At 61.4% G+C, this 12,659-nt stretch carries 15 protein-coding genes; 7 read left to right on the forward strand and 8 right to left on the reverse strand.

What is annotated here, in order from left to right; genetic code table 11:
* Window positions 1-106: 106 nt before the first annotated feature.
* Window positions 107-280, reverse strand: a complete 174-nt coding sequence (locus QJT78_RS32315) for a hypothetical protein (protein ID WP_166103634.1) — start codon at window positions 278-280, stop codon at window positions 107-109.
* A 391-nt stretch (window positions 281-671) separates the two neighbouring features.
* Window positions 672-881 carry a hypothetical protein gene (locus QJT78_RS32320; RefSeq protein WP_028150367.1) on the reverse strand — a complete coding sequence of 70 codons (210 nt, stop codon included), beginning with the start codon at window positions 879-881 and terminating at the stop codon, window positions 672-674.
* A 228-nt stretch (window positions 882-1,109) separates the two neighbouring features.
* Here QJT78_RS32320 and QJT78_RS32325 point away from each other — a divergent pair, with 228 nt between their 5' ends.
* The 4 genes from QJT78_RS32325 (at window position 1,110) to QJT78_RS32340 (ending at window position 2,533) form a co-directional block, all read left to right on the forward strand.
* On the forward strand, window positions 1,110-1,421 hold the full coding sequence (locus QJT78_RS32325) for a hypothetical protein (RefSeq protein ID WP_162136530.1): 312 nt from the start codon (window positions 1,110-1,112) through the stop codon (window positions 1,419-1,421).
* 134 nt (window positions 1,422-1,555) lie between these two features.
* Window positions 1,556-1,726, forward strand: coding sequence for a hypothetical protein (locus QJT78_RS32330; RefSeq protein ID WP_162136531.1), 171 nt, complete (start codon window positions 1,556-1,558; stop codon window positions 1,724-1,726).
* A gap of 87 nt (window positions 1,727-1,813) precedes the next feature.
* Window positions 1,814-2,059, forward strand: coding sequence for a hypothetical protein (locus QJT78_RS32335; protein ID WP_039146277.1), 246 nt, complete (start codon window positions 1,814-1,816; stop codon window positions 2,057-2,059).
* A 51-nt stretch (window positions 2,060-2,110) separates the two neighbouring features.
* Window positions 2,111-2,533: a hypothetical protein gene (locus tag QJT78_RS32340; protein WP_028150369.1), complete on the forward strand. Its 423-nt coding sequence runs from the start codon at window positions 2,111-2,113 to the stop codon at window positions 2,531-2,533.
* Between the two features lie 28 nt (window positions 2,534-2,561).
* On the opposite strand, the gene QJT78_RS32345 is transcribed toward QJT78_RS32340, so the two are convergent.
* Both QJT78_RS32345 and QJT78_RS32350 read right to left on the reverse strand, forming a co-directional pair.
* The gene (locus QJT78_RS32345; protein WP_281460408.1) at window positions 2,562-3,296 is read right to left on the reverse strand and encodes a metallophosphoesterase family protein; all 735 of its coding nucleotides are present in this window, start codon (window positions 3,294-3,296) and stop codon (window positions 2,562-2,564) included.
* 111 nt (window positions 3,297-3,407) lie between these two features.
* Window positions 3,408-3,731: a hypothetical protein gene (locus QJT78_RS32350; RefSeq protein ID WP_063629912.1), complete on the reverse strand. Its 324-nt coding sequence runs from the start codon at window positions 3,729-3,731 to the stop codon at window positions 3,408-3,410.
* 345 nt (window positions 3,732-4,076) lie between these two features.
* Between QJT78_RS32350 and QJT78_RS32355 the strand changes: the two genes are divergently transcribed.
* The 3 genes from QJT78_RS32355 to QJT78_RS32365 all read left to right on the forward strand — a co-directional run bounded on the left by QJT78_RS32355 (window position 4,077) and on the right by QJT78_RS32365 (window position 7,931).
* Window positions 4,077-5,501, forward strand: coding sequence for an undecaprenyl-phosphate glucose phosphotransferase (locus tag QJT78_RS32355; protein WP_038944068.1), 1,425 nt, complete (start codon window positions 4,077-4,079; stop codon window positions 5,499-5,501).
* Between the two features lie 141 nt (window positions 5,502-5,642).
* The gene (locus QJT78_RS32360) at window positions 5,643-6,737 is read left to right on the forward strand and encodes a glycosyl hydrolase 53 family protein (RefSeq protein ID WP_038944067.1); all 1,095 of its coding nucleotides are present in this window, start codon (window positions 5,643-5,645) and stop codon (window positions 6,735-6,737) included.
* A 33-nt stretch (window positions 6,738-6,770) separates the two neighbouring features.
* Window positions 6,771-7,931, forward strand: coding sequence for an acyltransferase (locus QJT78_RS32365; RefSeq protein ID WP_038944066.1), 1,161 nt, complete (start codon window positions 6,771-6,773; stop codon window positions 7,929-7,931).
* Between the two features lies 1 nt (window position 7,932).
* On the opposite strand, the gene QJT78_RS32370 is transcribed toward QJT78_RS32365, so the two are convergent.
* From QJT78_RS32370 to QJT78_RS32385, 4 genes are all read right to left on the reverse strand, one after another.
* The gene (locus tag QJT78_RS32370) at window positions 7,933-8,733 is read right to left on the reverse strand and encodes a hypothetical protein (RefSeq protein WP_038944065.1); all 801 of its coding nucleotides are present in this window, start codon (window positions 8,731-8,733) and stop codon (window positions 7,933-7,935) included.
* The gene (locus tag QJT78_RS32375) at window positions 8,717-10,927 is read right to left on the reverse strand and encodes a Wzz/FepE/Etk N-terminal domain-containing protein (RefSeq protein WP_028152421.1); all 2,211 of its coding nucleotides are present in this window, start codon (window positions 10,925-10,927) and stop codon (window positions 8,717-8,719) included. The genes QJT78_RS32370 and QJT78_RS32375 overlap by 17 nt, the downstream gene beginning before the upstream one ends.
* Before the next feature lie 20 nt (window positions 10,928-10,947).
* On the reverse strand, window positions 10,948-11,475 hold the full coding sequence (locus QJT78_RS32380; RefSeq protein ID WP_240537663.1) for a hypothetical protein: 528 nt from the start codon (window positions 11,473-11,475) through the stop codon (window positions 10,948-10,950).
* Window positions 11,476-11,895: 420 nt separating this feature from the next.
* Window positions 11,896-12,537 carry a transglutaminase-like cysteine peptidase gene (locus QJT78_RS32385; RefSeq protein WP_028152419.1) on the reverse strand — a complete coding sequence of 214 codons (642 nt, stop codon included), beginning with the start codon at window positions 12,535-12,537 and terminating at the stop codon, window positions 11,896-11,898.
* Window positions 12,538-12,659: the final 122 nt, after the last annotated feature.

Below are 12,659 nucleotides of genomic sequence, written 5' to 3' on the forward strand. Positions count from 1 at the left end.
CGTCAACGCATACAACGACAGAGCCGAGCCCTTCGTCTGGACCAAGAAAAAGGTCCGTCAACGCCGTTTCAAAGGCCGCCGTATCACTCAGCTCTGATTCCGGGTACTAGCCCTTCTTGGCGCCCTTGGATTTGAGCGACAGGCCGAGGCGCAAGGCCATACGCTTGATCGCATCGGGCGAGCGCCCGAGAAGTTTTGCTGCCTCTTCCAGCGAAGTCGAAGACTTGGCCAATTCCATCAGCCGGCGGTCTTCCTTGAACGACCAGGGCCTGCGCGCCATAACCGAAATCATCCTCTCGTCGACACAAAGACAAAGCCGCCAAGCGGACCCACGTTCGCTCGACGGCTTTGCTTGGGTGGGGCCGGGCCTGGGGGAGCCCGGTGAGAAGATGGATATGCGATCCACTAAGGTTCGCAACAAACAACGCGGATTAAGCTAACTGCTCAACCTTACCGCGATGAAATCGGCGCGTTTCGCTCCGTATAACCACGGAGTTTCGCTAACCAAGATCGATCTGCACGCTGTGATGGTGGGGATCGAGGATGTTCTGCCACCACGTCCGGTTGTCGCAGAACCGGTGCACGGTCTTCGCAAGTCCGCACCCAAAATCCTAGCGGGGCGCCTGCCGATATCCGAGACCCGACTCAGCGTCTCGACGCTGCGGCAAGACTCAGCAGCTCCGCCAATCCGCGCGGACTGTTCTGATGAGCATGGAAGAAGCGCTGATCCCCGAGCCGTCGCCGCGCAGCTGTCGAAACAGCGACTGGTCCTGCCGCGTGGTGGTGATGAGGATTCCTTGGAGGTCGGCGAACGTCAGGGTGGATCGCAGGCACTGGATCATCGGCTTGCCGAAGACAGGCAGGAGCTGCTTGGACGCCATGCTGGCGACGGAGGCGAGCAGGGAACTTGTTCCCCGGCCCCTCAATGTCCTCCAAGCTCAGGCCGGCAACCTCCACTTGACAATGGATGGCACGGCGTTTCGGCGTCAGTATTTGTGCGCGATTAGGAATTAGATGCTTCGAGATCACGACATTGTTTGCTTCGAAATCACGACGTCGATTCGAGCGATCAACTTGAATTGAATCGGCGCCGGTTGGTCGCAACGGCTTTGAACGAGAAAAAATCCAATCGCGATGCATGCGGCAGCGGTTTGACGAGCAGTATTATGCTTCTCTCGGTTGAGTCGTCACGAGATCGTCGAATTCGTTCGGCTATGGTGCGCGCGCACGAACAAATCAAAATCAACAAAATCAAGAAGACCGAGATGCTTCAAAAGGCGCGAGCGGCACTTCCTCTCACCAAGCTCAGAGAGCGGGCGTTTGAAGGCGCGTTCTTCAGCGTTGCGCTGATCGCGATGGCGGGCTGGGTGTATTTCATCACGCTGTTGCTGGTGCGATTGTTCCTCTGGTTTTTCGGCTGACGCACGAGCCGATCACTTCGCATGCAGGGTGCTGCCCAAAAAATCCCTGGCATGACGAGAAAATCAGCGGCGGTGATCATGATCTCGACACAACTCGAGGATGAGACTGCCAGTATCACTGGAACGAATTGCGAATGATGCTGCTCGCGATCCTGGTCTCGCTCCTCGCTGGCTTTGGCGCAGGCTATGCGACACGCGCGCTGCGGCCCCGCGAGCGCGCGGAGCGTCATCCGTTCCACCGTCCCTACAGTCCCACCGCGTTCCGGCAGAACAGTTCATTGGCGAGGGCGCGGCGTGCATTCTGAGGATTTACAACCGACGTGCGGTCTTCGCGTTGTGGCTCGCATGGCGGCGGAGGGGAGTGAATCATGACGGGATTACGGGGAGACGCCATGACGAGCCCGACGTACAACGCGCCACGGCGGTATTTCGTCGATGGGGGAGGTCGCCGCGTCCTGATCGGCCTGACGCCCGAGGAGACGTTCGAGTTCGAGCGGCTCGACAGCGAGCAGGCGCAGGTCGCGCCCGATGCCGGCGAGCGCCGCAGGCTCGAGCTCTATGAGAAGCATGAGGGGGCCTGGAGGGCCTGGATGGCGCAAAGCCGCACCGAGCGGCGCGAAGGATTCAACCTTTATTAACCATCGCAGGCCCATTTTCTGGTCTGGCGCCTCGAACCGGAAAATGCACGCATGTTTCAGCTCTTCCTGCGGGCCCGCACCCATAACTTCCTGAAAGACCGTTTCGGCGGAGAGCAGGTGTTCCGGGCGCGCTCGCCCGAGCGCGACGCCGAAACCGATCGCACCCGCATCGAAGCCATCATGGTTGCGATCGATGACGCCCTGCATGCGGCGGAGCGGGAGCAGTCAGGTCTTAACCGCCGGGTCGAGGACGTGCTGGCGCGCGCCGCCGTGACGATCGGCAACGGCGATGACGAATATCTCGAGCGCGAGGCGCTCGACAATCACCACCAGGACTTGTTCGACAAGGAAATCCTGAACGGCCAGCGCCGGCTCAAGGAGCTCGGTGCCTCGATCGCCCATTTCAAGTTCCTGAAGGCGGCGATGCTGAGCCGTTTCCCGGACTACCGGCCTCCGGCGAGCCCCACCAACTGACGCCCGGTACGGCGCGCGAGCGAGGCCGCTAGATCGCGAGCATGCTGTTGCCCTGAATGGACAGCAGCGTCAAGTTTCCGGTGGCATAGGCGCCGGTATCGATGTTGGCCCGGTTCTCGAGCAGCTCGGCCTGCTTCACCGGCGTATGGCCGTGCACGACGTATTTGCCGAAGCGCCTGTTGCTTTGCAGGAACTCGTCCCTGATCCACAACAGGTCCTGCTCGCGCTGCTCCGAGAGCGGAATTCCCGGACGCACCCCTGCATGGACGAAGAAGAAGTCGCCGCATGTGAAGGTCGGCCGCAACTGGCGCAGGAACGCGATGTGCTCCGGCGGCATCACGGATGTGAGCTCGCGCACCAGATCGGGCAACTCGTCCTTGCCAAGGCCGGGCGCGGCCGACACGCCGTACGACATCAGGGTCTGGAGCCCGCCGAACTGAAACCATTCCGCGGCGCGGGCGGGATCTTCCAGCACCGAGGTGAAATAGGCCTCGTGATTGCCCTTGAGAAAGACGGTGTTGCGGCGGCGGCTGCGGTTGATCAGGAGGTCGAGGGTATGACGCGAGTCCGGTCCGCGATCGATGTAGTCGCCGTGGAAGACCTCGATCGCGCGATACGGCCGGCTGTTCGCCATGTCCGCATCGATCACGGCGAACATCTGCTCGAGCAGATGCGCGCAACCGTGGATATCGCTGATCGCATAGATGCGCACGCCGTTCGGTAGCTTCGGCCGGGGCGAATTTCGGGGCGCAATCATGGACATGGGGTGCAACTCTTTCAGAGAGCTTCGCCCGGGATGTCAATATGCTATCGGCGAATTTGGGTGTCCGAACAGGTTTTTTCCACCCCTGCCGGCAAGCCTGCGCCTGCTCGATCATTCACCCGCGCTGCGAATCACCCGTCCCCAAGCTTGCGCGAGGCTGGCCGAGTTGCCGCTGTCGAACGATGGTGCGGCCTTGCCGCGATAGGCGGCCGCTCGCGCGCGGACCAGAACCGCGCCGCAGAAATAGCCAAGCTGGAGCACCGACGCGAAGACGAGGATCGTCACAACGATGTGAGCTGAATCATGTCCCTGCCAGGCGGAGCCCACACCGAGGATCGTGGCACCGAGAACGATGACGGGTGGCAGGATGAAGATCCGGAATCGGCCTCCCAGCAACGATCCGATCAGCAGACTGAAAATGGCAACCGTACTCACGACGCAACTCCTCGAATTGGTCACGAGTGTTAATGGCCGCGGCCTAATAACGGCTTAAGCGGCATGGTTGAACAGCCGTTCAAATGCGCGCGACAATGCTGTGCGAAAATGACGCGATTTGGTGTGAAACGCGGCGTGATGCCCGCTTAATTGTCACGCGTGTGACAGTAGTTTGAGCATTGCTTTGCTGCGACGCTGCATTGCATGAAAATCGATTTGATTTTTTCGGTGCACTGCCGCAATGTCGCTTTGTTTAGTTAAGATATACTCCGGCGCACGTCGAAAAAATTAGATCGATTTGCTCGCAATTCTGATTGCGAGTGGTGACGAGGCAGCGAGGTTCGGATGGCTGTAGCAACTTACGGTTCGGAAAATTATTATTCGGTTATCTCGAACCGACGCGGTGCCCTCCAAAGACCCCTGCAAGTGGCTTTGATCGCCGGAGACTTCGTCGCCGTGTTGCTCAGCTATTTCGCGGCAAGCGGCCTCTATCGCGTGCTCGTGATCGAGCAGGACCCATCCGTCGGAGCAGGTCTGGTCGTCGGCGCGGTGTTCGTGACGATCGCTTACTTCCAGGGCGTCTACGATCACCATCGTCTGATGAACACGGTCTGGCAGCTGCGCAAGGCGCTGGCGGTCTGGCTGATCTCGCTGACCATTCTCGCCGTCGAAGCGTTCCTGCTCAAATCGTCCGCGGACCTGTCGCGCGGAACCACGCTGCTGTTCGCGGCCACCGGCGGCGTCGCCTTGGGCGGTCTGCGCGTGCTGTGGCGTCTGGCGCTGACGTCGAGCTACGCCAAGGGCCGCCTGGTGGACCGCAAGGTCGTGCTGCTCAGCCTCAAGCCTCTCGATTTCACCTCGACCCGGTTCAAGGATCTGCGCAAGCACGGCTTCAACGTCGTACGGCATTTCGTGCTCGATGTGTCTGAAGAGGGCGCGGGCTGGGATCGCGAGATTCGCGACATCACCCGTCAGGCGCGCACGGCGGACGTGGAGGAATATCTCCTGGTCATCGACTGGGACGAGATGCCGCTTCTCCAGAAGCTGAGCCAGCACCTGCGCGTTGTTCCCCAGCCGATCCGTCTGCTGCCGGATTTCCCGATCGCCGATCTGGTCTCGCGTCCGTTCCAGCCCGTCAGCGGCACGGTCGCGATCGAGATCCAGCGTGCGCCGCTCAGCGTGTTCGAGCAGGCGCAGAAGCGCTGCCTCGACATCGGACTTGCCTCGTTCGCGCTTCTGTTGCTGGCGCCGCTGCTGATCACGGCTGCGATCATGATCAAGCTCGATTCCAAGGGCAATGTGATCTTCAAGCAGGCCCGGCGCGGCTTCAACGGCAAGCAATTCGATATCTGGAAGTTCCGCTCGATGACGGTGGCGGAGAACGGTCATGTCGTCACGCAGGCGACGAAGAGCGACGCGCGCGTGACCCGTGTCGGCCGCGTGCTGCGGCGGACCAGCATCGACGAGCTGCCGCAGCTCTGGAACGTTCTGCGCGGCGAGATGTCGCTCGTCGGGCCGCGCCCGCATGCGCTTGCGCACGACAATTACTACGACCCGATCATCAGCAACTACGTGTACCGGCATCACATGAAGCCGGGCCTGACCGGTTGGGCCCAGGTCAACGGCTTCCGCGGCGAGACGCCGACCATCGATCTGATGGAAAAGCGGGTCGAGTACGACATCTGGTACGTCAGCAATTGGAGCATCTGGCTCGACATCAGGATCATCCTGAAGACCGCGCTGGCGCTGATCCATCAGGAAGCCTACTGAGCCAGGCCGACGTCGGGCGCGCGTTGCCGCGCCCGACCCGCACGCCGCCCGTGCAGAGGGGAAACGGCCTGCATTTTGCAGCATGTGATTCGTTGCTGCCCCTTTGACGATTTGCACCCCCGAAACGCCGAGCCTTGCAGATTGAGCCATCGCCTCGCCAAGTTCGTCGCCTTGCCGTTGCTCGTCACCTGGGCGATCGCTGCCGCCTGTTCTCACGCGAACGCGTTGGAGTGGGGGGTCGGCGGACCGCCGCAAAAACGCAGGGATCTCGCGCCGATCTTTCAGCTCATGAGGGAGCGGGGGCTCACGCAGTACAGGACCGGTCTCAACCTGACGCAAGATGCCGAGCCCGGCGAAGCCGCGATGTTCCGGCAAACCATTGCGCTCGCCAGAAAATATTCGATCACGCTTCATCCTCTGATCAACTTCCCCTTCCGCTACGGTGACCGCACCGACAAGGGGCGGTACCCCAAGGGAGACCGGGACGCGCTCTACAGGCAGGGCTACGACCGCACCTACGCGTTCGTCCGGCAATTCAAGGACGATGTGTCCGACTGGGAGCTTGAGAACGAGATCAACCTGCTCGCGGTCGATTCCGACGGGAAGAAGCTGTTCGGGCGCGGCATGACCGCGGCGGACTTCGAAATGCCGGTGATGGAAGACTGGGCCCAGGTGTTGCACGGGGCGTCCGATGCCATCGACCAGATCAACCGCGAGACCAGAAGTCATCTGCGCAAGGTGCTGAACACGACGTCGACGATGCTGGGCTTCCTCGACTTCATGGAGTCCCGCGGCGTGAAATACGACGTGATCTCCTACCACTATTACGAGGTGGCGGGGCAGAATCCGCATCGGCACTGGAATGGACGCAATCCGCCCTTCGACCTCTTCAAGAAGCTGGCGTCCTATCACCGCCCGGTGACGTTCAACGAGGTCAATTGCGCCGAGATCTACAAGCCGGCCTATGGAAATCGGCCCGGCGATCCCCTGACGGAGCAATGCCTCCGGTCGCTGCGGGACACCTTCCAATATCTGAAGAACCAGAAAGACGTCGAGATCGAGAGCGTGATGGTCTACGAGCTGTTCGACGAGCCGCAGAAGAAGCCGCCGGAGAACAGGTTCGGGCTGATGTACGAGATCGACAGGCCCAAGGTTGCGCTCTTCCTTCTTTCGGAATTTGCCGGCGGCCGCCTGTCGGCTGAAGAATCGACTGAGTTGAGAACCAGGGGACTGTAGCTTTCGGTCTCCGTGCGAAGAAAAGAACCTGCAATGCCTTTACCTGGATCTGAGCGCGTCAACACCGAGAAGTCGGGCAGCATCTTGGGCTTCAACGGGCTGCGCGGTCTCTCGGTCGTCCTGGTCTATCTCAATCACAAGTGCGGACTGCAGTTCTACTCGGGCAGCGTCGGCGTCTGGATATTCTTCATCCTGAGTGGCTTCCTGATCATCGGCGAACTCAACAGGCAGCGAGGCAAGGCCGAGACGGCCGCGTCCCGGCCCGCGGCGGAAATCGTCACCTTCTGGGTCAAGCGGGCGACGCGCATCTTTCCCGCGTATTATGCGCTTCTCGCCATCCTGTTCCTGACCCGCTCCTATTTTCAGCACGCGGGGCCCGATCTCGGCTTCCGCTATCACGTCGTGTACCTGTCGAACTACTGGATCGGCAGCGTCATCGGCGGGACCGCCGGTCCCTTCGGCGTACTCTGGACGCTCTCGGTCGAGCAGCAGTTCTACGTGATCGCGCCCTTCCTGTTCATCCTGCTTCCGCTGGAGCGCCATTTCGTCACCTGTATGAGCGTCGTCGCCCTCGGGTTGATCGGCCATTTCCTGATGTATTCATCGGGCTTCAATCACACCGCCATCCACACCTTGTCGCCCTGGAATTTCAGCCTGATCGCATTCGGTGGCGCGATCACGATCCTGCATCTTCGCAGGCAGGGATGGGCCCCGAACGGCAACGGCATCTTTGCCTGTCTCCTCATCGTCGCGTTCGCGCTATGCTCGAACGGCGTGATCTACGAGGCCCCTTCGTATCTTTCCCCCGCGATCGACATTGCGATCGGGCTTTGCCTGGTGGCGCTGGTCTGGTGGGTACGCGCCAACCAGGACAGTGCCTTTGTTCAGGCGCTGGAGTGGAAGCCGCTCGAGCATCTCGGGAAGATCAGCTACGGCTTCTATCTCGTTCACAACTTCATCCCGAACCCGCTCGGCAAGGCGCTGACGCTCTATGGCGGGATGTCGGTGCCCGAGAGCGTGAAGATCACCGCGGGCGCAGCCATCGGTTTCGTGATCTCTTACGCTGTCGCGCATGTGTCCTGGAAGTACTTCGAATCGCCGATCCTGCGCAGCCGTCGCGGCCTGACCAAATTCTTCCTGCAATACCTGCCCGAGAATCCCTCGCAGGGCGTGCCGCGGACCGAGCTGAAATAGCCTAGCGGCTCATGCGAAAGCCATCGCCATCGGCTGGATAACAGCGATGGCGAATTCGCAGGCCTTTCTCCGCGACGAAATGCGAGAACAGTTCCCGATCGGCTTCCGGCGCGGTGCAGGTACGTTCGAGCAGCGCGGCGCGCGCCTCAGTGCCCGCCGCCTGATAGAACGTAGCTGCGCTTGGGAACAGGCGAGCCTGGAAGATGTCGGCGAAGTCCTGGGTGGCGTAGTCCCTGAGCTCGGGCGAGGCCGCATTGAAGGCGCGAAGCGCCAGTGGTGCGCGGATGAGCTGGAGCCAGGCCTCGTGTGGCGCGAAACGATAGGAAAGACCCAGCAGTTCCGCCGTTCGCGGCCCAAAGCCGGCTTGGCGAATTTCGGCCCAGTAGCTGCCGAACCAGCCCAGTCCTTCAGTCGGCGCGCACGCCAGCAGGGCACGGCTCGTTGACGCGACGGCATCTGCATCGAGGTCGATCTGCTTCAGGTCGCCTGCGCGTGTCGATTCGTCGGCGATCGCGAGCTGCAGCAGCAGGAGCTCGCGCAGCGTCTTGGCGCTGCATAGGCGACGGGCGGATGGCAAATTGTCCGATACGATCCGTCTCAGGCGATCGACCTCATATCGCTCACCGCGCGCGACACGTCCTGCAATCTGCGGAACCGCGGGATTGGTCACATCCGGGGCGATAGCCGCGATCCACGCCAGCGCGGCTGCGGCAAGCGCGATGGTCGAGCCGCGCAGAAGCCAGCGATACGCGATCCCCGTTGCCTGTGCCGCCGGCTCGGTGGCGCTAGGCTCCCTCGACATAGTAGCTATTGTAGTGCGAGCCCTTATACGCCTCGATCCTTTTGAGCATCTTCGGATTGGCGCGATTGAGCACGGCGCCCAGAAGCTTCTTCTGAATGCCTTCGGAACTCGCCATCGACTCCTGCAGCGCGTTGCGGGTCGTACGGCCCCACTCGATGACGTAAACCATCGCATCGACGAGATGGCTGACAGCCTTGGCGTCGGTGACTGGCATCACCGGCGCCAGATCGATGACGATGTATTCGTATTCCTCACGCACCACTGCAAGCAGGTCAGCCATCGCCTTGGAGGCGATGACGTCTGCCGAGTTCACCATGCGCGATGCGACGACGGAGGGCAGGAAGTCGAGCCCGCTCTCTTTGCTGCGTTGGATGTGATAGCCGAACGAGCGCGGATCCTTGAGGGCTTCGACCAGGCCGGTCTTGGAATGGGGGGCCAGCGCCCTCGTCAGCGAGCGGGTATGGAGGTCGCCGTCGATCAGTAGCGTGCGATGTCCGGTCAACGCGGTTAGATGACCGAAATTGGCGGCGACCGTCGTTTTTCCCTCTTTCGGCAAGGACGACAGGATTCCAATGATCTTGACCTCGCGCGAGAGGCGCGCGACGTCGATCGACACCTTGATGTTCCGCAGCGTCTCCGCGAACCGCGAGAACGGGTGCTCGACGACGTAGCTGGATATGTTGCCTTCCGGATGATCTGCCGAAGCCCTCGCCGCGCGGATGTCGGGAAGAACGCCGAGGCATTTCACCCCGAGCTGATCCTCGACGTCGCTCGGAGATCGCAGCACGTCGCTCATCAGTTCCTTCGTGAAGGCTGCCCCGAAGCCGAAACAGAGACCGCCGAGCATGCCGCCAACCAGCGCCAGCAGCGTCTTGGGCGAGCTCTTCTTGTCGGGTTTGACCGCCGTGCCGATGATGCGCGCTTCGCTGATCGGGAAGCTCTGGTTCTGCGTCGCGTTCTGCAGCTTCTCGAGGAAGTTGTTGTAGAGGTTACGATAAGTATCCGCCGCGCTCTCGAGGTCGCGCAGCTTGACCTGCGCCTGACTCGTGCTGCCAGCCTGGGATACGAGATTCTTGAGATTCTCCTCGAGCGACGTCTCGCGGCTCTTGGCGATCTCGTACTCGCTGCGATATGCGTCCGCGATACGACGGACCTCGTCCGCGATCGCCTTGCGCAGCTCTTCCATGCGGTTGGCGAGGTTGACGGCCGCCTGGTGGGTCTTGCCGTAACGGCTCGACCAGTCGGCATATTGCGCCGCCAGGTCGAGATATTGGGCGCGCAGGCGCGTGATCACCGTGTTGTTGAGTGCGTCCGTCACGGTCGGCTGGACGAGATCCTTGTCGAGCAGCGCCTCGATCCGGTCGAGGCGGGCCTTGGCCTCGGCGGTCGCGGCATGAGCGGCAATAAGCTGAGAGTTGACGTCCGCAAGCTGTTGCTCGCTCATCAGACCCCGGCTGGTGCCCACGATGTTGTTTTGCGCCTTGAACGTTTGCACCGCGCGGTCGCTCGCCGTCGCCTGTTCACGCAGCTCGGCGCTGCGTTGCTGAAGCCACTCGCCGGCGCGCTTGGTCGACTGATATTTCGCCTCCAGCGCACCTACGATGTAGGCGTCCGCAATCGCGTTGGCGATCTGCGCAGCCTTGTTCGGATCGATCGAGCGGTAGTTCATCGAGAGGACATAGGTCGTCAGCACGCGCTCGACCTTCAGATTCTTCTGGAGAAGCTCGACCGCGCCGCGCTCGACCCGCTCCTTGCTCGGAGGACCGTCCGACCCGAACATCGAGATGACCTTGCCGATGACCAGCGGAATCAACCCGGGATCCGAGCCGTTGAACTCCGGATCCTCGGTGAGCTTCAGCTTACGGACGATCGACAGGAGCAGGTCGTCAGACTGGAGAATCTCGACCTGGCTGTCGACGAAGCCCGGGTCGATCAGCGCGTTGGCGGTTCCGCTGTCCTTGTCCAGCACCTGGGTTTGACGCGTGTCCATCAGGATGCGCGCATTTGCCGTGTACATCGGCGTTGCCACGATCAGGTAGACGAGAACGATCGCGAGCGTACCGGCCACGATGGCGACGATCAGCGGCCATTGGCGGCGTACGATGTCCAGAGCGCGCTCGGCGCTGAGCGTCGTGCCACCGACCTCGATGGCATATCTCGGGCGTTGCGGAAACTGATCTCGTGGCTGAAACATCTCTGGGAATCTTGAGGTTGTCACTCGGGAAGGGGAACGGGTTTGAACGGGTCGGCGAGTTCGGTCTTCCACTCACCCGACATCAGACCGGCGCTTGCACCCGGACCCGCAGGTGCATTGCTGGCCGTGGCGGGAGCCGGGCTTCCCGGAACGGGCGCAGCCGCTGCGTCCTGATCCGCGAGATATCCTTTGAGGACGGACCCGTCGTGCAGCTTGGCAACGAATTCGCTGATCCGGCGCGCGACGTCAGGCTTGGTCGAGATGCAGCGCTCTTCGGCACGGTGAAGTCCGGCGCCGATTGCGACACGGTCGGCCTGGCTCGCCTCGCGCAGCATGTCCCGAACCGGATCGAGCGCGGCTATGTCGGTCACCAGCAAGCCGGTGAGCCGGCCCGAAAGCTTGTCCCTGTCGTTCTTCGACTGCCGCAACAAGACCGAGGGGTCCGAGACGAATGCGCTGACCGCGGACGACGGCGCTCGTTCGGCGCGATCGACGCATTGAGCCTGTGCCGGCGCTGAGAGCGTCGCAGACACGGCAACGGCGATCACTGCCGCGATCCGTAAGACCGGCATGGAACCACGCAACAAGCTATCGAGTTTGATTAGGATCGCGCTCATATCTCGTTGCAAACTAGTGATGGCGTATGGATTTAGGCCCTAGGTCTTTGATGACCCAAAACTATGTCAAATTCTTGTGCGGCGCAAAATATAAACCAGTACGGACCAAATTGCCATCCTTGCCCGCTCCGCATTTCCGTTTCACATGAACGAAAATGTTGCTGCGATCAGGCGTGGATTCAGCGAATGGTTGCACGCGCTCGTATGCGATAAGCACGAATTTTAGGCAGGCGCCAAGCCAAGGCCAAGCGCGAGGCCAACGCAAAGGCGCGAGGGAGGGTCTGGCAGACCATCTCCTCGCGCCTGTCGCAACCTGCGATTGAGAGCGGGTAGAGCGAAACTTCGCGCGGTCTACTCGGAGGTTCGCAACATCGCGAGACGCGAGGCCCGACGGCGCTCGCCATTCTCGTTGATCGCGACCCAGAAGCGCGGATTGCCGGCGGACTGCATCGAGATCCACTCGTAATCCGCGGCGTTCCAGGGGCGCACCGAAGCGGACAGATTGTCCAGAACGAAGTCGCCGTCGGCAAGTCGCGCGACCAGCACGAGATGGCCCTGGCCGCCATTGGTCAGGACGACTGCGAGGCGCAGTGCCGACTTGGGCCAACCCATCTCGACCAGTTGATGACGCTTGGTGACCGCGTAGTCGTTGCAATCGCCGGCGGACGGCGAAAGGCTCCAGCGCGCCACCATCGGATTGGTCGATTTCTGCATCGGTGTGATCGACGCGTTGACCGAGCTGTTCACCTCGCGCAGCATGCTCATCGCCCGGTCGCCCGAAGGCAGTGTCCGGTCGGCTGCGTCGCTCGCGCATTCGGCGTCGTTGTTCATGCAGAACTTGACGAATTGCAGCGGCGCGAGCGCATTGTCGTACTCGCGGATGAACGCGCCCTTCGCCTGATTGAGCGAACTGTCGTTCAACATCTCGGCCTTGGCGGCGGTGCCGGTCGACGCGATCCCGATCGCGACCAGCGATTTGATAATCCAACTCATGACATCCCCGTCTCGCGTTTTCTTTTTTGACGCTACGGGTATCTCACAAACGATTTGAGCTTTGGTTCCGCGGAAATTTACAATTGTAGCTAAATAGGCCGGTCACGGGACCGGCCTGGGAG

The organism is Bradyrhizobium sp. Mp27, from assembly GCF_029953005.1.
GTDB lineage: Bacteria > Pseudomonadota > Alphaproteobacteria > Rhizobiales > Xanthobacteraceae > Bradyrhizobium > Bradyrhizobium barranii.

Bases quoted from the DNA above. Each gene is read 5' to 3' on its own strand.
- QJT78_RS32315 (WP_166103634.1), bottom strand. From the start codon at position 280: ATGGCGCGCAGGCCCTGGTCGTTCAAGGAAGACCGCCGGCTGATGGAA.
- QJT78_RS32320 (WP_028150367.1), bottom strand. From the start codon at position 881: ATGGCGTCCAAGCAGCTCCTGCCTGTCTTCGGCAAGCCGATGATCCAG.
- QJT78_RS32330 (WP_162136531.1), top strand. From the start codon at position 1,556: ATGATGCTGCTCGCGATCCTGGTCTCGCTCCTCGCTGGCTTTGGCGCA.
- QJT78_RS32335 (WP_039146277.1), top strand. From the start codon at position 1,814: ATGACGAGCCCGACGTACAACGCGCCACGGCGGTATTTCGTCGATGGG.
- QJT78_RS32340 (WP_028150369.1), top strand. From the start codon at position 2,111: ATGTTTCAGCTCTTCCTGCGGGCCCGCACCCATAACTTCCTGAAAGAC.
- QJT78_RS32345 (WP_281460408.1), bottom strand. From the start codon at position 3,296: ATGTCCATGATTGCGCCCCGAAATTCGCCCCGGCCGAAGCTACCGAAC.
- QJT78_RS32355 (WP_038944068.1), top strand. From the start codon at position 4,077: ATGGCTGTAGCAACTTACGGTTCGGAAAATTATTATTCGGTTATCTCG.
- QJT78_RS32365 (WP_038944066.1), top strand. From the start codon at position 6,771: ATGCCTTTACCTGGATCTGAGCGCGTCAACACCGAGAAGTCGGGCAGC.
- QJT78_RS32370 (WP_038944065.1), bottom strand. From the start codon at position 8,733: ATGTCGAGGGAGCCTAGCGCCACCGAGCCGGCGGCACAGGCAACGGGG.
- QJT78_RS32375 (WP_028152421.1), bottom strand. From the start codon at position 10,927: ATGTTTCAGCCACGAGATCAGTTTCCGCAACGCCCGAGATATGCCATC.
- QJT78_RS32385 (WP_028152419.1), bottom strand. From the start codon at position 12,537: ATGAGTTGGATTATCAAATCGCTGGTCGCGATCGGGATCGCGTCGACC.